Source organism: Methylobacterium planeticum (assembly GCF_008806345.1).
In the GTDB taxonomy this organism is placed as follows: domain Bacteria; phylum Pseudomonadota; class Alphaproteobacteria; order Rhizobiales; family Beijerinckiaceae; genus Methylobacterium; species Methylobacterium planeticum.
The window spans coordinates 20984-38540 of record NZ_VZZJ01000001.1; the positions used below are offsets into that span (position 1 = coordinate 20984).

15 protein-coding genes and 1 tRNA gene are annotated in these 17557 nt (G+C 72.4%); 9 read left to right on the forward strand and 7 right to left on the reverse strand.

Going from position 1 to position 17557, the window contains the following annotated elements; genetic code table 11:
- The first annotated feature begins 58 nt into the window (after positions 1-58).
- The 4 genes from F6X51_RS27625 (at position 59) to F6X51_RS00115 (ending at position 6528) form a co-directional block, all read left to right on the forward strand.
- Positions 59-3103, forward strand: a complete 3045-nt coding sequence (locus F6X51_RS27625) for a hypothetical protein (RefSeq protein ID WP_191969962.1) — start codon at positions 59-61, stop codon at positions 3101-3103.
- Positions 3104-3348: 245 nt separating this feature from the next.
- Entirely contained in the window at positions 3349-5211 is a 1863-nt protein-coding gene (gene htpG / locus F6X51_RS00105; protein WP_150960780.1) for a molecular chaperone HtpG, read from the forward strand.
- Between the two features lie 112 nt (positions 5212-5323).
- A complete protein-coding gene (locus F6X51_RS00110; protein ID WP_150960782.1) occupies positions 5324-6388 on the forward strand; it encodes a glycosyltransferase family 4 protein in 1065 nt (354 codons plus the stop codon).
- A gap of 50 nt (positions 6389-6438) precedes the next feature.
- Positions 6439-6528, forward strand: a tRNA-Ser gene (locus tag F6X51_RS00115).
- A gap of 406 nt (positions 6529-6934) precedes the next feature.
- On the opposite strand, the gene F6X51_RS00120 is transcribed toward F6X51_RS00115, so the two are convergent.
- Positions 6935-7333 carry a hypothetical protein gene (locus tag F6X51_RS00120; RefSeq protein ID WP_150960783.1) on the reverse strand — a complete coding sequence of 133 codons (399 nt, stop codon included), beginning with the start codon at positions 7331-7333 and terminating at the stop codon, positions 6935-6937.
- Positions 7334-7896: 563 nt separating this feature from the next.
- Here F6X51_RS00120 and F6X51_RS00125 point away from each other — a divergent pair.
- Entirely contained in the window at positions 7897-9036 is a 1140-nt protein-coding gene (locus tag F6X51_RS00125; RefSeq protein WP_150960785.1) for an HPP family protein, read from the forward strand.
- Positions 9037-9100: 64 nt separating this feature from the next.
- On the opposite strand, the gene F6X51_RS00130 is transcribed toward F6X51_RS00125, so the two are convergent.
- Positions 9101-9496, reverse strand: coding sequence for a hypothetical protein (locus F6X51_RS00130; RefSeq protein WP_150960787.1), 396 nt, complete (start codon positions 9494-9496; stop codon positions 9101-9103).
- Positions 9497-10283: 787 nt separating this feature from the next.
- A complete protein-coding gene (locus tag F6X51_RS00135) occupies positions 10284-10988 on the reverse strand; it encodes a LuxR C-terminal-related transcriptional regulator (protein WP_150960789.1) in 705 nt (234 codons plus the stop codon).
- A 497-nt stretch (positions 10989-11485) separates the two neighbouring features.
- Between F6X51_RS00135 and F6X51_RS00140 the strand changes: the two genes are divergently transcribed.
- On the forward strand, positions 11486-11701 hold the full coding sequence (locus tag F6X51_RS00140) for a DUF6894 family protein (protein ID WP_150960791.1): 216 nt from the start codon (positions 11486-11488) through the stop codon (positions 11699-11701).
- A 22-nt stretch (positions 11702-11723) separates the two neighbouring features.
- On the opposite strand, the gene F6X51_RS00145 is transcribed toward F6X51_RS00140, so the two are convergent.
- The 3 genes from F6X51_RS00145 to F6X51_RS28830 all read right to left on the reverse strand — a co-directional run bounded on the left by F6X51_RS00145 (position 11724) and on the right by F6X51_RS28830 (position 14270).
- Positions 11724-12653, reverse strand: a complete 930-nt coding sequence (locus F6X51_RS00145) for an AEC family transporter (RefSeq protein WP_150960793.1) — start codon at positions 12651-12653, stop codon at positions 11724-11726.
- Between the two features lie 479 nt (positions 12654-13132).
- Positions 13133-13393 (reverse strand): hypothetical protein, encoded by a 261-nt coding sequence (locus tag F6X51_RS00150; RefSeq protein ID WP_150960795.1) that lies wholly within the window; start codon positions 13391-13393, stop codon positions 13133-13135.
- A 109-nt stretch (positions 13394-13502) separates the two neighbouring features.
- Positions 13503-14270 carry a cold-shock protein gene (locus tag F6X51_RS28830; RefSeq protein WP_150960797.1) on the reverse strand — a complete coding sequence of 256 codons (768 nt, stop codon included), beginning with the start codon at positions 14268-14270 and terminating at the stop codon, positions 13503-13505.
- Positions 14271-14654: 384 nt separating this feature from the next.
- Between F6X51_RS28830 and F6X51_RS00160 the strand changes: the two genes are divergently transcribed.
- The 3 genes from F6X51_RS00160 to F6X51_RS00170 all read left to right on the forward strand — a co-directional run bounded on the left by F6X51_RS00160 (position 14655) and on the right by F6X51_RS00170 (position 17099).
- Positions 14655-15128: a response regulator gene (locus F6X51_RS00160; protein ID WP_150960799.1), complete on the forward strand. Its 474-nt coding sequence runs from the start codon at positions 14655-14657 to the stop codon at positions 15126-15128.
- 127 nt (positions 15129-15255) lie between these two features.
- Positions 15256-16386, forward strand: coding sequence for a Ppx/GppA phosphatase family protein (locus tag F6X51_RS00165; RefSeq protein WP_150960801.1), 1131 nt, complete (start codon positions 15256-15258; stop codon positions 16384-16386).
- Positions 16383-17099 carry an RlmE family RNA methyltransferase gene (locus tag F6X51_RS00170; protein WP_150960803.1) on the forward strand — a complete coding sequence of 239 codons (717 nt, stop codon included), beginning with the start codon at positions 16383-16385 and terminating at the stop codon, positions 17097-17099. Before F6X51_RS00165 ends, F6X51_RS00170 begins: the two co-directional genes overlap by 4 nt.
- Positions 17100-17114: 15 nt before the next feature.
- Here F6X51_RS00170 and F6X51_RS00175 read toward each other — a convergent pair whose 3' ends face one another.
- Positions 17115-17540: a DUF779 domain-containing protein gene (locus F6X51_RS00175; RefSeq protein WP_150960805.1), complete on the reverse strand. Its 426-nt coding sequence runs from the start codon at positions 17538-17540 to the stop codon at positions 17115-17117.
- Positions 17541-17557: the final 17 nt, after the last annotated feature.

The window sequence follows — 17557 nt, forward strand, 5'->3', positions numbered from 1 at the left end:
GGCGAGATCCTCGGTGCAGCGTCCCCCGCGGCGCAGACCACGGGATTGGGATGGGCCCATGAATGCGGTGATCTCGTTCTTCCGGCCGGCCCCCACGGCGCGCGGACATTGGTCGCAGCAGGAGCTCGCCGAGTTCTACCGCGTCGAGGCGGCCCTGGTGCAGGCCGGGATGCGCATCACCAGCGAGTGCGGCCTCAGCGACGAGGACGATCCCTGGTTCGTGTTCTGCCGCCCGGACGGCGACACGATCATGCATTTCGCGCGCATCGACAGCGCCTACGTCATCGCCTCGGAGACCCTCGAAACACCCCTGCGCGGCCCGAACTTCCGAGCCCTGCTGAACGAGCTCGCGGCCCGGCACCCGACCCTTCTGCCGATTCCCCCGGCCCAGAGCGGTGCCCGGCTCGTCATCCACCCGGCGGCCCTCCTCGCCGCCATCGTGGCGAGCGCGGCCTTCAGCCTTTTCTCGGAGGACGCGGTCGCGCACGAGCTGACCTCGAAGGGGGTCGGGACGGCGCACGCGGCCGATTCGCCGGACGGGGCGGCCCCGGTCGCCTCCCTCGACGCGCCGCCCCCCGCCCACGCCAAGGCGGAGGTCCCCCGGGAGGGCGGCGAGGACGACCAGCGCAAGCACTTCAGCACCATCATCCTGTCGGCGATGCTCATCGCCGAGGGCGCCTTCGCCTTCACGGACCTCGCGCACACGCTCAGCCCCGAACTCCTGGCCACCGACGCCTCCGGCGAGGCCCTGGCCACCGTCGCGCACGCGGACGCCTCCGCCTCCGCCGCGGCCTCCGGGACCGAGCGCGCCGCCGCCGCCGCGCGCCAGGCCGAATCGGCCTCCCTCCTGCGGCCGGGGGTGGATTGCGCCGGCCAGCCGGACAGCGCGCCGGGGCCGGGCAGCGCCGCCTGCCTCCCGCCCGGCCAGATGAATGCGGGCTTCCACGATTTCGGCAGCCTGACCTCGACGAGCCTGCTCCAGTTCCTGCAGCTCAGCCCCGGCAATCTCGGGGCGATCCAGGCGTCGGAGGTGGGCTCGGGCGTGGCTCTCGTGACCCGCGCGGCCCATGCCGAGAAGGGCCCGGCCCCCGCGACCCCGGACGCCCCGAGCGCCCCGGCCTCGCAGGGCAGCGGCCCGGATCCGGCGGCCAACGCGGCCTCGTCCTCGGCCAAGAAGGCGAGCGTCCCCGAGCACCGGGACGGGGCCAGCGCCGCGACCGCCGCCGCCCCGACCGCCGCGGCCTCCGTCGCCCCGGCCTCCCCCGTGGCGGCCCATCCCTCCGCCTCGGACCCGATGAGCGCGACGAGCGGCGCCAAGACCAGCGCGGCGGCCCTCCAGACCGTCACCACCGAGGCCGGCACCGCCAACGCCGCCCTGCAGGCCTCTGGCGAGAAGCCCGCCACCTCCGACGGCACCGCGTCCTCGTCCTCGGGGAGTTCCGCGTCCTCGGCCTCGGCGCTGTCGGCCACGACCTCCACCCCCGCCACGTCGAGCGTCGCGGCCGTGAGCCTCGCGGCTCAGGCCACGGCCGCCGCCGCGGCGACCGACACCGCCGCCGTCAAGGTGCTGCTCTCGACCCTGACGGGCACCGGCACAGGCTCCGGGACCGGCTCCGGAACGGGTCCGGGGGAGGGCGCTTCCACCGGCGCCGGCACCGGTCTGTCCAGCGCGACGGACGGCGCCGTCGCGCATGCGGCGACCGACACCGCCTCCAAGGGCCTCGCGCTGGCGTCGACGAGCGTGGCGGCGCCCGTGAAGGTCGTGGTCTCGGCGGTCGGCGACGCCGCCACCACCCTCGCCACCACGACCCACGCCGCCGCCCAGGCCGTCACCCCCGTCAAGGTCGTGCTGCCGGGCGCCACCGATGCGTCCGTCGTCGCCACCGCGACGGAGACCGCGCACGCGGTCACGACGGCCGCGGCCACGGCGGCGACCGCGCCGAACCTCGACGCCGCGGCACCGACCGCCACGGCCGTGGCGGCCGTCCTCCCCGTGATCTTGCCCGTGCCCGTGCCCGTGCCGGTGTCCCTTCCGGTGAGCGCCCCCGCCGCGGTGCAGACGACCGATCCCACGGCCGCCGACCTGTCCATCGCGACCACGCCGGTCGCCGCGAGCACCTCCGCGGGCGACACGCATGCGGGCCTCGTCAGCGAGGTCGTCGCGACCGTCACGACCCCGCCCGCCACCGCGACGCCCCCGGTCACCGCGGCCCCGGCCGAGTCCGGAAGCGCGACGGCCCTCCACGTGATCCTCGACCCGCCGACGCCGATCGATCCCCCGCCGGTGGCCGTCCACAGCCCGGCCGTCCGGACCGAGGCGTCTCACCCGGAAGCCGCCGCCGAGCCCTCGGGCGCCGCCGCGACCTCGACCGCGGCGGCCCACGACACCGGGTTGAGCGCCGTGACGGCGGCGCTCCTGCCCGCAGCGCCCGCGAGTTCCGGCACGGCCACGGGCTGCCAGGGCACTGGAAGCCCGGCGCACGCGTCCGATCCGGCCGCAGCCAGCGCTCCGACACCCGCCGATCCGCATGCCGGCGCCGCGGCGGCGCCGGATGCGCAGGGCAACGCCAGCGCTCCGACACCCGCCGATCCGCATGCCGGCGCCGCGGCGGCGCCGGATGCGCAGGGCAACGCCAGCGCTCCGACACTCGCCGACCCGCACGCGGCCGAAGTGGCGGCGCCGGATGCGCACGGCAACGCCAGCGCCCCGGCTCTCCTCGGCCTCGCGAATGCCCTCGCCCCCGTCCCGGAGGTGCACGCGGCCCCCGACGCCCCGCCCGCGCAGGGTGCGCCGGCCCCCGCCGCGACGCCGGCCCCGCCGGAGGCGCCCCACCAGTCCCCGGCGGCCGATGCCGCGGCGGCCCCGGCTCCGCAAGGCGCGCCGCCTCCGGGCGCGGCTCCGGTTCCCGCCGGATCCCCGCCCGCCGCCGGCATCCCGGTCGCCACGGTGGCGGCGGACGGCAACCTCGTGTTCGCCTCCGATGGCGGCGGCCCCGGACCGGGCGAGGCCGGACCCGCATCCGCCCATCCGGACCTCGCCGGCGACGTCAAGCTGATCGGATTGCCGACCGACCTCCACCTGTTCCACGCCGGCCTCGCGTGAGATCCGGCGCGCTCGCGCCGCCGACCGATCCCGGGCGCTAAAGCCCGGGCGCAGCGGAGCCGGAGCCGTCTCGACGCCTCGCGCGGAGCGCCCCTGCGCGAGCGGGTCCGGCGCGCCCGGAAATCCCCTCGTCCGCCGCCGCGATCCGGGCCCCGCTTCGCCGCCGGCCCGGTCCGCTGCATTGAATTTGCGCAGGGACACGGGCATATCGCGGGCGATTGCGATGGTGACGCGGAGGCATTCCCTTGAGCGAGACGGTGGAGCGGCACGAATTCGGTGCCGAGGTCGGGCGCCTGTTGGATCTGGTCGTCCACGCCCTCTATTCCGACCGCGAGATCTTCCTGCGCGAACTGGTGGCGAACGCCGCCGACGCCATGGACCGGCGGCGCTTCGAGGCGCTGACCGACGCGGCGAGCGTCCTGCCGCCCGATGCCAAGGTCCGGATCGTGCCGGACAAGGCGGCGCGCACCCTCACCATCACGGATGCCGGCCTCGGCATGTCGAAGCAGGATCTGGCGCAGAATCTCGGCACCATCGCCCGCTCCGGCACCCGCGCCTTCTCGCAGTCCCTTAACGAGACCAGACCTGCCGAGACCAAGACCGGAGAGGACGGCCAGGACCCGCGCCCGAGCCTGATCGGCCAGTTCGGCGTCGGCTTCTACTCGGCCTTCATGGTCGCCGACCGGGTCAGCGTCACCTCCCGCCGGGCCGGGGCCGAGGAGGCCTGGACCTGGGCCTCGGAGGGCCAGGGCAGCTACACCCTGGAGCGCGCCGAGCGGGCCGAGCCCGGCACCGACATCGTGCTCCACCTCAAGGCGGACGCGGACGAGTATCTCGAGCCCTACCGGCTCGATCACGTCGTGCGCAAATGGGCCGACTTCATCACGGTGCCGATCGCCCTCGTGCAGGACGGCAAGGAGGAGGCGGCCAACCAGGGCACCGCCCTGTGGCGCAAGCCCAAATCCGAGATCACGCCCGAGCTCTACGAGGGGTTATACCGCCAGGTCGGCATGAACTTCGACAAGCCCTGGGCTACCCTGCACTGGCGGGCCGAGGGCCAGCTCGAATTCACCGCCCTGCTGTTCGTGCCCGGCGCGAAGCCGTTCCAGGCCTTCGAGGCCGAGCGCGAGAGCAAGGTCCGGCTGCACGTGCGCCGGATGTTCATCACCGACGAGGCGAACCTGCTGCCGTCCTGGCTGCGCTTCGTCCAGGGCGTCGTCGACACCGAGGACCTGCCCCTCAACGTCTCGCGCGAGATGCTGCAGGCGACCCCGGTCCTCGCCCGGATCCGCCGGGCCGTCACCGGCCGCGTCCTCTCGGAATTGACGAGCCGCGCCAAGGACGGAGCCGACTACGCCGCATTCTGGGAGAATTTCGGCCCGGTCCTCAAGGAGGGCATCTACGAGGACCACGAGCGCCGGAGCGAGATCGCGCCGCTCCTGCGCTTCCGCTCCTCCGCGGTCGAGGGCTGGACCTCGCTGCCCGATTACGTCGCGCGCATGAAGGACGGCCAGGAGGCGATCTACTACCTCGTGGCGGACGATGCCGACGCGCTGGCGCGCTCGCCCCAGCTCGAGGGTTTCCGGGCCCGGGGGCTCGAGGTGCTGCTGCTCTCCGACCACGTCGACGCCTTCTGGCCGGATTCCCTGAGCCGCTTCGAGGACAAGCCCCTGCGCTCGGTGACGCAGGGCGGCCTCGACCTGTCGAAGTTCGCACCCGACGGAGAGGCCGGCGAGGCGCCCGCCGGGATCGACGCCCTGGTGGCGGCCCTGAAGGCGGCGCTCGCCGCCGACGTCTCGGACGTGCGCGCCACCGACCGCCTGGTCGACAGCGCGGTCGTGCTCTCGGCCTCCGGGAGCGGCCCCGATCTGCAGATGCAGCGCCTGCTGCGCCGGGCCGGACGCGGCGGCGGCAGCCTGCCGGTGCTTGAGATCAACCCGCGCCATCCCCTGATCCGCGGCCTCGCCGAGGGGCCGGAGAGCGAGGTGCCGGCCGCCGCCGGAACGCTCCTCGACCTTGCCCGCATCCAGGACGGCGACACGCCCCGCGACCCCGTCGCCTTCGCCCGCACCGTCGCGGCGGCGCTCGCCGGCCGGATGCCGGGCTGAGGCCGCGCGCCCGCGGGCCCGCGGGCGCGGGCGTCCCCGCGCGCGGGGGCCGCCCGTGCGGGCGGAGCGGCGCTTGCACCCTCCGCCCGGCCGGTGGAGGGTTGCGCCGCCCATGAAGATCCTGCTTCCCACCCTCTACGACACCCATGGCGGCTCGACGCGCGTGCTCCTCGCCGCCGCCGCGGCGCTCCGGGCCGACCACGCCGTGACCGTGCGGGCGCCGCTCGTCGAGGCGGACGAGCGGGTGCGGGCGTTCTTTCCGAGCCGCCCCCTCGTGGGCCTCGCCCGCAAGCTCGCGGTGCTGCCGCGCCTCGCCGCCCTGGTGCGGGCCGAGGCCGCGGCGCTCCGGCGCCTGCGCCCCGACCTCGTCTACGTCCACGACGAGCCTGCCCTCTACGTCTACGGCCTGGCCGCCGCGGCCCTGCGCCCGCGCCCGCGCCTGCTCTGGCACCTGCACGCCGGCGCCGGCACGGGGCTGACGGCCCGGCTCCGCGCGCGGCTGGCGGATGGCTGCATCGTCATCAGCCCCCACGTCGCCCCGCCCCCCGGCCTGCCCTCCCGGCTGATCCGCAATCCGCTGCCCCTGCCGCCGGCCGCGGCCCCCCCCCGGACCGGCCTCGCGGGCCTCGCCGTGGTCGGCGCCGTCGTTCCCCGGAAGGGACAGGACCTCGCCGTCGAGGCGCTGGCCTGCCTGCGCGGGCGCGCGGGCGGCGCGGGCGCGCACCTGACCCTGATCGGGCCCGAGCTCGATCCCGCCTTCGCGGCGCGGCTGCGCGCGCGCATCGCCGAGCTCGGCCTCGAGGCCGCCGTCACCTTCGCGGGCGAGCGCCCCCCCGAGACCGCCTTCGCGGGCGTGAGCGCCGCCCTGTTCCCGTCGCAGGCCGAGACCCAGCCCCTGGCGCTCGCCGAGGCCCTGGCCCGGGGCCTCCCGGTGGCGCTGACCGACATCCCGGCCCACCGCGCCATGCTGGCCGAGGCCGGCGCGGACCTCGCCGCCCTCGCGCCCCGGGACCCCGGCGCCCTCGCCGAGGCCCTCCTGCGCGCCGTCGCCCGGGCCGCCGACCCGAACCCGCCCGACCGCATCCGCAGCCTCTACGACCCCGCCCGCTTCGCCGCGGAGCTTCGGGGCCACATCGCCCACCTCGCCCGCGACATGGCCGCCGCAACTCGCTTGTGAAAGCCGGACCACTCGTGCTAGGGACCGCCCGTCTCATCGGGACACCTCGCGGAGAGGTGGCAGAGCGGTTGAATGCACCGCACTCGAAATGCGGCATGCCTGCAAGGGCATCGGGGGTTCGAATCCCTCCCTCTCCGCCACGTCCCTGATCGGCCTTCCTCGACGGAATGTTCTGGCTGCCGAGGGCCTGTCGCACGACGCGTGCGCAGGCTGCACGCGGCCACAGAACCGTCCCCCGCTGGCGGGCGCGGACCAAGTCGACCCCACGCGGCGCCCTCCGGTCCGAGCTTATGCCCCGGTCCGGTCCTGCCATGCTCCGAACGCGCGTAGCGAAGACGACGTTGCGCATGCGCCGCGCTCGCTTGACAACCCTCTCCGGGCGGAGCGCGGGCTCTGCCGCGTGGCATGATGCGGAGGCGGCGCGCCACTGGTCGAGACCTCGCTCAAGCACGCGCGGACAGGCCGGCCAGTGATGCCGGCGCGGTGGTCCACTCTCGCGGGTCGAGGTGGCGGCGGGTGACGGGGGCGTCCCGGACGCGCGGACGATCAGACGCCCGACAGAGCCGCGGTCCCGCGAAGCGTGGCCTCGGACGGGTTCAGCCGTGTCCGAATTGCCTCGGAGACGGCCTTCAGGGCGAAGAGCGCGAGGATCAGGCCGGAGAGGGCCGCCAGGAGATTCATCTCCAGGGCGACGTAGCGGACGGCATCGCCGAGGGTGTGGACGCTCGAGACGTAAGCCGCGCAGGCCCCGGTGCCGGTCATCGCGGCATGGAGCGGACAGGCGGCGCCGAACCAGATGCCATCCCGGTCAAAGAGCATGACTTGGGACACCAGGAGAGCCACGACGTAGCACGCCGTCAGGTAGAGCGTGTTCGTCAGGATCGCGCCGGTCGTGGAGGCGGCCCGGTCGATGATCTCTGCCGTGCGACGATGCTGCGATCTCATCACCCGCCCTCCGTTCCGTGAACGACATCCCGCGATCCAGGTCGAAGCGGCTGGATGGGTCGCGAACGCCTCGCCTGATTGAGCAAGGATTGTGCCAGGGTGCTGGGCACGTCGTCGACCAGGACGCTCCGATGCGAAGGGCCGGACAGGCTGAGATCCGGCCTGTGACGAGGCCGGGTGCGTCGGAGCCCGGATGCCTACGGTTCGCGCGCGTCAGCCCGAAACGTGAGCATTCTCGCCGCGCCACCCGCCGCAAACCGCATCCCCGAGGGTCCTGAGAGACTTGCGGCCGAGGCTGTGACGGCGGCTGCTCGCGAAACGACGCGCGACTAGGCATACTGCATACCAGATTTGCATTTCGGCGTCTTTGCGGGTAGAAGGTTCATTGACAATCTACCTTTGAGGGCTTCGGACGCGGATCTCGGGCGCTCCCGGCATCGGTCCACGAGACGGCGGGCTCGCCGGCGCACCGATGCCGATGGGGTAACGATCGCGAGCCGTGCCCCGGACCTGGCCGGCCCTTGAACGATACGGTTCCTCTCCCGACCGAGGCGAGCGCTCGCATGCCCGAAACCATCGGCTCACCAAGGCTTCTGGGGCGCCTTCGCGGCTTTCGGGTCTTCCGGCCGATCCTGGCGGGCGCGACCCTGCGGGAGCGCCTCGTGGCGTGCCTCGGCGCCCTGGCGGGCATCACCCTCACGGGCTTGATCTGCGGCTGGTTCTTCGGGGAGGGCCCACACATCCCCCTCATCGTGGCGCCGATGGGCGCCTCGGCGGTGCTGCTCTTCGCCGTGCCGGCGAGCCCTCTCGCCCAGCCCTGGCCGGTGATCGGCGGCAACACGATCTCGGCCTTCATGGGCGTGCTCGCCGCCCATCTCATCGCGGATCCGGTCGTGGCCATCGGCGTCGGCGTCTCGCTGGCGATCGCCGCGATGTCGCTCACGCGCTCGCTCCACCCGCCCGGGGGCGCGGCGGCCCTGACGGCGCTGATCGGCGGCCCGGCCGTCACCTCCGCGGGCTACCTGTTCCCCCTGTTCCCGGTCTGCATCAACTCGGTGATCCTGGTCGCCCTCGGGATCGCGTTCCACAAGATTTCGCGGCGCAACTACCCGCACGGGCCGGTCGCGGTGCCGGCGAACACGCACGCCACCGCCGACCTGCCGCCGCCGATCCGCGTCGGGTTCAAGCCGGAGGACGTCGACGCGGCGCTCGTCGCCCTCGACGAGACGCTGGACATCGACCGCCATGACCTCGACCGGCTGCTGCGGCAGGTCGAGTTCCAGGCCCTGATGCGCACGCAGGGCGATCTCAGCTGCCGCGAGGTGATGTCGCGCGATGTCATCACCATCCGGTCCGGGGAGAGCGTCGAGCGGGCGCGCGATCTGCTCCTCGCCCACAACGTCCGGACGCTGCCGGTGGTCGATTCCGGCAACCGCCTGGTCGGAACCGTGGGGTTGCGGGAACTGGCGCTCCGGCAGGCCGGCGGCCTCGCGGAGGCGATGTCGGAGGCGAGCACCGCGGCGCCCGATGACCCGGCGGTCGGCCTCGTCCCCAACCTGACGGACGGACGCACGCACGCCATCGTGGTCACGGCCCCGGACCGCAGCGTCCTCGGCGTCATCACCCAGACGGACCTGCTCGCGACCCTGGCCCGCTCGGCCTCCGCGAAGGCCTTCACGCTGCAGGCCGCGAGCGCGGCCTGACGGGACGCGACCTCATCCGTCGATGGACCGCCGCGACCGCGCAGCGGGCCGCCGGCCCGGAGCCTCACGCACGATGGGTGGCGCGAAGCGCCGCGGGGGCGCAGCCGCCCCGGAGCGACCGGCTCCGCTCCTGCAGGTGCAGCGGAAGGTCGGCCACGCGGTCGTTCCGTGGACGCGGCCGCGCCGTCTGCCAGTCCGGCGGCAGGCCCTGCACCAGCGCCTTCATGCGCCGGTCGAGCGCGTCGAGGCGCCGGACCAGCGGCTCGCGGCGGCGGCGGCGCTCCGCATCGAGCTGCTCCAGCGTCCGGTCCTTGCCCAGTGCCGGTCCCGCCTGCTCGCTCAGTCGCTCGCAGGCGCTCTGGAACGCGAACTCGACGTCGGCGAGGGCGGCAAGCGCGTGCTGAAGGTCGCCGGTGAGCTCGTCATAGGCCAGGGTGGCCAGGGCATCGCTGTCAGGCATCACGATCTCCCGCAGGCTGTCTGGTGGACTTCAGGGGCCGAAGCCCGGCCGCGTTTCATGAGGGACCGGTAGCAGAATATTCCGGGAAAACTCGGCAATAACCCCTCCGGTCTCATCGCGTACAGCGTAATCGACCCAAGACCATAGATTGAATGTCCGAATTTTCTCGAGTCCTCGCACGTTTTTGGTCGAGGAATATTTTCGAGATATGTGACGCTATTGAAATTCGTGCGCCATCGTACGGCGTTGATCGGCACAAATGCACGATATCAAATGGCGATGACCTTCGCCAGCCTCATCTTGGAGGTCTTGCCGACAGGCGGATGCATCGCCGGAGGTAGGGGAAGGGCAGACGCAAAGCCGCCACCGTGATCCGACGTCCATCGCCGCGCCGACCCCCGCGGAGCGGTCGTCAGGCCGCCGAGCTCGAGGCCGCGCCGAGCGTCCGTCGCCGGCGCGAAGGTCGTCGACGCGGCTCCGACCCTCGGCAAGATCCAGCCGAGCAGCGAGTTCGCGCGGGACAGCGAGGCGCGGCTTCAGCGCGCGTCCGACCGCGCGACCGATGGCGCGGCGAAGTCCCAGTGCGGGGCTCGCGCGCCGGGCGGCCGATGCCTTCGAAGGACCGGGCGTTCTGGCGGGATCCCTCGGTGCGGCTGATCGGCGGGCGCGCCGCCCCCGGACGGCGCGGGCCGCGTCCCGGCCGGGCAGAAACAGGTCGGGCCGGGCCGGTGTCCCGGCTCGGCCCATCGACTCGCCACGAGCGCCTGCCGCTTGGGGGGCCCGAGGTTCAGCGCGGATAGATGCCGTGCTCGCGGGCCCAGATCGCCGCCTGGGTGCGGTTCTGCGTCTTGAGCTTGCGCAGGATGTTCTTCACGTGGATCTTCACGGTCGCCTCGGCGAGGTCGAACTTGAGGGCGATGACCTTGTTCGAGGCGCCGTCCGCGAGGCAGCGCAGGACGTTGAGCTCCCGGCTCGAGAGGGGATGGCAGGGCGCGCCGTCCGCCTCCGCGGCGTCCGCGGGGCTGCCGACGAGGATCTGCTGGCGCTCGCCCGTCCCCGCGAACGGCGCCTTCGGCCGATCGAGGAGCCAGGAGAACAGGCCGGAGGATTGCACGGTCACGCCCGACATCACGACATCGAGGGCCTTGATCAGGGTCTCGCGGCCGATGTCGCGGTCGAGGACGGCCTGCGCGCCGAAGCAGAGGTCCTTCGGCAGGGTGGCGGGCGCCTCGGCGCGGCCGAACACCACGAGCTTCGCGTCGGGGTAGCGCTCGCGCAAGGTGCGGGCCGCCTCGATGCTGTGCGCGTCGTCGAGCGCCGCGAGGATCAGCGCCGGGGCGGATCGGGTCGGGGCGAGGCCGTCGGCCTCGCTCGCGCCGGCATCCACCGCGACGACCCGGAACCGGGTCCCGTTCAGGAAGGAGGTGAGACCCTCCCGCACGAACGAACTCGACGCCACGAGGGCAGTCGGAACGTCCCCGACGATCGACATGTCGATGCTCCCCACAGATGCCAGCGCATGGCTGCAGATTTCAACAGACTAACGGTAAGGTGTGCCGCTTCGGCGGCAGAACACACGAGGATCACGAAGCGGAAAGATCGTGAAGTCAGTCGCTTCGTTGCAGGCTCGGCGATCTTGGCGGCGATCGCTCTCCGGTGTGCTTGGGTCCGTGCCCCCGACAGGTCGGCACGTTTCGAGACGAGACACCCGATTTTGGTTGGTATCGCACTCTGGCGAGGCGTTTTACTTTCCTCGACCAGTATTAGTACCTTCGATTCGCCTTAACTTTTATTTATCAACGAATAGTTAAAATTCTATCCAGAATTCCTAGCGCGAAGTCCTTACCGTTGCAACATCTTAATGCGAAGGTGCGTTTTCGCGCTTTCTAAGAAACGTCGAATTTGTACAAATCCTCCAATCGTCGTAAATATAAGTAGTCGTGTAAGTACATGCCGGGCAAAACGGGTCCGATCCCAAGGAGATCTCTTTTGAACCAACACATCTTTTTCGACCTGACGGATGGCCTGACGACCCTCAGCGACGAGACCGGCATCGCGGTGCGCAACCTCGACGAGGCGATCGCGCAGGCGATCCTGGCGGTGTCGGAACTGCGCAGCAGCGGCGAACTCACCGGCAGCGGGGATTGGCGCATGGTCCTGCGCGACACCCACCGGTCGGTCCTGACGATGCTGCCGATCGGCTGACGGTGTCCGGGGATCCCGGCGCTCAGGCCCGCCCGAGGATCATCAGCCAGGCGATCGTGGTCAGCGGCGCGAGCAGGGTCGAGGCGAGGACCGAGGCCGCGACCAGCCCGGTCTCGGTCTTGTAGCGGATCGCCAGCAGGTAGGCGTTGATGCCGACCGGCATCGCGGCGAACAGCGTCGCCACCCCCGCATAGGCTGCCGGCATCGCGAACACGTGGAACGCGAGCAGCCACACCACCAGGGGATGCACGACGAGCTTCAGCCCCGCGACCACCAGCGCGCCCGGCAGGTCGAACAGGACGCGGTAGCGCTTCAGGCCGGCCCCGAGGGCGACGAGGGCGCAGGTCGAGGCCGTGACCGAGAAGGCGTCGAGCAGCGCCTTGACGGGGCCCTCCGGCACGATGCCGAGGGTCTTCATGCCGAGCCCGATCAGCAGGGAGACGAAGATCGGGTTCTTGAGGAGCACGAGCGACAGCCCGCGCAGGCGCTGCAGGAGCGGCCGGTCGCCCTCGGCCTCGATCAGGAAGGTGGCAAAGCCCATCATGACGGGCAGATGCACCGCGAGGAGCAGAAACAGCGGGTAGGCCCCCGCCTCCCCGTAGGCCTGCAGGATGGTGGGCACGCCGACGAAGATCGTGTTCGACTGGCTCGCCGCGAAGCCGTGCAGGATCGCGCCCTGGCGCTCGATGCCGTGGCGGCGCCACGCCACCAGGGAGCCGCAGAGCCAGGAGAAGCCCGCCCCGCCGAAATAGGCGAACCAGTAGGACCACGCGATCTCGCCGGTCAGCCCCGGCCGCGTCAGCGTCCCGATGATCAGCGCCGGCACCGCGATGGCGAAGACGTATTCGGACAGGCCGTCGCTCACCCGGTCGGAGAGCAGGCCCGTCACCGCCGCCGCCCAGCCGATCAGGATGATCCCGAAGATCGGGACAATGATCGTGACGGCGTTCATGGCAATCCATCTGCGGGCGCGGCGCCGGCGGCGTCTCTGGGGCGGGCGCGCCGCGGCCCCGGGCCCCGGCATCAGGCGGCTCGTTAAGCGTTCCGCGCCGGAAAGGACAGAGCTGGGCGCCGGCCTCGGGGCACAGGGAAGGGGGCTTGAAACCCGCCCGGGTCGCAGGGACGGCCGCTTCGTCCGAAACCGATCCGTCGACGGGGTACGGGCCCGGCTGAGGCCTCCCGTATCCCCAGCGCCGGGGCAACGGCTTCCGGCGGATCACAAAACCGCCACATCACGCGTGCGGATTGGGGATGACGGGGGGAGCGTAGGAGTTCCTGATGACGATCATCATCCTCGACCCGGTGTCCGGCAAGCCCGTGATCATCAACCTGCCGCCGCGCGAAGAGACATCCCTCTGACGGCATCCGGGCCTCCGACGGCAAGCGGGCGTCCCCCGCGGCGGTGATCCGTGGAGCGTGCCGCGCCCGGCCTCAGCGCGGGAGCGCGGTCGCCCGGCGCGAGCCCAGGCGCTCGACCGCGATCGCCCGGACGGCCCCGGTCGCGCTCGGCGGCAGTCCGTCGGCCGGCGCCCCGGCGGGGCCCGTCGCCGGCGCGGGCGGCGCGTTGCGGTCCTTGTCGCCGCGCTGGAAGCCGTAGCCGGCGTTGATGCCGGCGTAGAAGCCGGAGAAATCCTCGGCTTGCGCCGGGCCCGCGAGCGCGAGGCCGGCAACGACGAGAAGGACGGCGCGCATGAGGGCTCCGGAGGCTGGCGGAAACGCGAAACGGCGGCCCCCGAGGGACCGCCGCTTCACTCTCTTCAGGAACACGGCAACCGCATGGCCGCCGCGCCGCGTCCGGGGATCAATCCTCGACGTTGATGCTCTGGGCCTCGCGGCCCTTCTGGCCCTCGATCACGCCGAGCGTGACCTGCTGTCCCTCGGCGAGGGATTCGAGGCCGGCCCGCGACAGCGCCGAGCGGTGCACGAAGACGTCCTTGCCGCCGTCGTTGACCGAGACGAAGCCGAAGCCCTTGGCCGGATCGTACCACTTCACGGTGCCCGTCATCTCGACGGAGGGACCGGACGCGAAACGACCACCGCCGCCGCCGCCGCCGCCGAAACGGTCGCCGCCGCCGAAGCGGTCGCCGCCACCGAAGCGGTCGCCGCCACCGAAGCCGCCGGTGCGCGGGGGCCGCGCATCGCGCCGGGGCGGAGCCGCCTCGGCCGTGGAGGTGTCGACGCTGGTGACGTTGGTCACCTGCGGACCCTTCTGCCCCTGGGCCGTCTGGACCGTGAGGCGGGTGCCCGGCATCAGGTCGGCATGGCCTGCCGCTTCGACCGCGCGGATGTGGAGGAAGGCATCGCCCGAGCCGTCACCGAGCTCGACGAAACCGAAGCCTTTCTCCTTGTTGAACCACTTCACCGTGGCGTCACGCTCCGGGCCGGTGGGCGCCGCAGCTGCGCGCGAGGGTCCGCGGTCGAAACCACCGCCGCCACCGCCATAACCACCGCCGCCGAAGCCGCCGCCACCGAATCCACCGCTCGGCGGTGCCTGATCCGGCCACCGCGGCTCGGCACCGTCATCGAAGCCGCGCTTCTGCGGCCCCCTGAAATCACGACCACGTCCCATAGAAAGCTCGCAAAAACCGTCCGCCGACCATCGTCTCGAATACCGCGTGCGTGCCATCCCAGACAGCCCACGCTCCGCACTATCATTACTCCCGGTCGCGGTAACCAAGAATAACGCCTCAGTCCTGACGCAATCCAAGCCTCACCGCAAGGACCTTCTCACGCTCGGGCGCGGGGAGGGGCCGCTTTTCGGGCCCGAATCCGGCCTCCCGCCCGTGCGGTCAAGCTTAAACCGAAGGGTGTACGACCTTCGGCGTACGCAATGGGACGGGCGCCCCGGCCCGATCCGGCGCGGCGGCGGTGATGCCCGCGTTAGGAAACCGCAAAGATCGGCGCCGTAGGCTAGCGGTCGCCGGACGTTCCGGGCCGGCACAAGCCCGCAGCGATGATCGCGACCCCGACCTTCCCGGATCTCTCCGCCCTGGTGGTGGACGAGAGCCTGTATATCCGCCGCATCGTACGGGACATGCTGATGCGCGTCGGCATCAAGCGCGTGCTCGAGGCGCCGGACGGGGCGGAGGCGCTCGGGGTCCTGGCCGAGAGCAAGCCCGATCTCACCATCATCGACTGGGACCTCGCGATCCTCTCCGGCGAGGAGTTCATCCGCCTCGCCCGCACCCCGACGACCTCGCCCTGCCCGACGGTGCCGATCATCCTGATGCTCGCCCAGCCCCGCCGCAACGTGGTGGACCGGGCGATCTCCCTCGGGGTCAACGAGATCATCGCCAAGCCGTTCTCGCCCAAGACCCTGTGGTCACGCCTCGACGAGGTCATCAACCGGCCGCGCCCCTATTCCCAGATCAAGAGCCTGCTGCGCCCGACCGCGCGCATGGCGGGCGGCGCCAAGGCCGTGGCCTGACGGGTCCCGCCTCCCGCCCCGCCGCCGATTCGAGGCTTTGCAGTTCCCACCCGACCTTGTACGCTTCGGGGTGAATGATGGCCGGGCAGTCTGCCGGGGCCACGCGTTGAGGAATTCGGCACCGCCGATGAGGGACGAGAGTGCCGCCGCCGTGCCGGCCCGCCCTGCGGCCGGCCCACCGGGCCATCGCGACGGCGCGTCGTCGGCGCGCCCCCCGCAGGCGCCGCAGCAGGGGACGGCACCGGCCCCCCAACCGGCCCGCTACGGCCGCCGCAACGCCTACGCGGCCCTCGATCTCGGCACCAACAATTGCCGCCTGCTGATCGCCGAGCCGGCCTCCCACGGCTTCCGGGTGATCGACGCGTTCTCCCGGATCGTGCGGCTCGGCGAGGGCCTCGGCAAGTCCGACCGGCTGAGCGAGGCCGCGGTGGAGCGCACCGTCGAGGCGCTGCGGATCTGCCGGGGCAAGATGCAGGCGCGCGGGGTGATGCGCGCCAAGATCATCGCCACCGAGGCCTGCCGACTCGCCGTCAACGGGGCGGATTTCGTCGAGCGCGTGCGCCGCGACGTCGGCCTCGATCTCGAGATCGTGGACCGGCAGACCGAGGCCTATCTCGCGGTGACGGGCTGCGCCGCGCTCGCCGATCCCCGGGCCGAATCGGTGGTGATCTTCGACATCGGCGGCGGCTCGACGGAGATCGCCTGGCTCGACGGGGCGGCGACGAACCCCTCCGCCGACCCGACCCTGCGCATCCGCGCCTGGGATTCGCTGCCCGTCGGGGTCGTGACCCTCGCCGAGCGCCACGGCGGGGCCGAGGTCACGAAGCGGATGTTCGAGGGCATGGTGGAGGAGGTCGCCGACCTTCTGGCGCGCTTCGCCATCCGGGCGGCGGCGGCCGCCACCGCGCCGCATTTCCACCTGCTCGGCACCTCCGGCACGGTGACGACCCTCGCGGCCATGCACCTGCGCCTGCCGCGCTACGAGCGCCGCCGGGTCGACGGCCTCTGGATGAGCGACGACGAGGTCTCGGACGCGATCGACGACCTCCTCGACACCCGCCTCGACCAGCGGGCCGACAACCCCTGCATCGGCCGCGATCGCGCCGACCTCGTGCTCGCCGGCTGCGCGATCCTCGAGGCGATCCGGCGCGCCTTCCCGTCCGAGCGCCTGCGCATCGCCGATCGCGGCCTGCGCGAGGGGCTCCTGATGAACATGATGCGTGAGGACGGCGTCTGGCGTCGTGGAGGCTACCGGTGAGCGAGAGGCGCGGGGCAGGGGGCGGCGGCAGTATCCGGGGTGAGCTCAAGCAGCGGGTCAAGACGGGGCGCGGGCGCACCCTGTCGCAGAAGCGCTGGCTGGAACGGCAGCTGAACGACCCCTACGTGGCGCGCGCCAAGCGCGAGGGCTACCGCTCGCGGGCCGCCTTCAAGCTCCTGGAGATCGACGAGCGCTTCCACATCCTGAAGCCCGGCCAGCGGGTGGTGGACCTCGGCGCGGCGCCGGGCGGCTGGTCGCAGGTCGCCGCCAAGGTGGTGGGGCCGCAGGGCCGCGTCGTCGGCATCGACCTCCTGGAGATCGAGCCGATGACCGGGGTGACGTTCATCGCCCTCGACTTCCTCGATCCCAGCGCCCCCGAGCGCCTGACCGACCTGCTCGGCGGCCCGGCCGACATCGTGATGTCCGACATGGCGGCCAACACCACGGGCCACAAGAAGACCGATCACCTGCGCATCATCGGGCTCGCCGAGACCGCCGCCCACTTCGCCCGCGAGATCCTGGCGCCGGGGGGTGCCTACGTCGCCAAGGTGTTCCAGGGCGGCACCGAGGGCACGCTGCTCGCCGACCTGAAGCGCGACTTCGCCACCGTCCGCCACGTGAAGCCGCCCGCGAGCCGCGCCGATTCGAGCGAGCTCTACGTGCTGGCCACGGGCTATCGCGGCGCCCCGGCGGCCGAGCCCGGGGAGGCGTGAGGCGGCCGCCGCGCCCTACAGGCGGCAGGCCCCCTCGAGGGCCCGGTTCTCCGCCTCCGTGAACAGGCGGGAGCGGATGTGGAAGCGCTTCTCCCGGCCGTTCTCCAGCGAGAACATGCCGCCCCGGCCCGGCACCACGTCGAGCATGATGTGGGTGTGCTTCCAGACCGAGAATTGCGAACGGCTGATGAAGAAGTCGGCGCCGCCGACCTGGCCGAGATGCACGTCGCCGTCGCTCGTGAGGAAGTCGCCGACCGGGTAGCACATCGGGGACGAGCCGTCGCAGCAGCCGCCGGACTGGTGGAACATGACCGGGCCGTGCTCGGCCCGCAATTCCTCGATGAGCGCGAGGGCGGCCGGGGTCGCGGTGACGCGCAGGGGCGTGCCGTCGACGCCCGCCTGCTCGGCGGTGGTGGCTTCGGGGAGCGCGGTCTCGGACATGGCGCGGAATCTCCGGG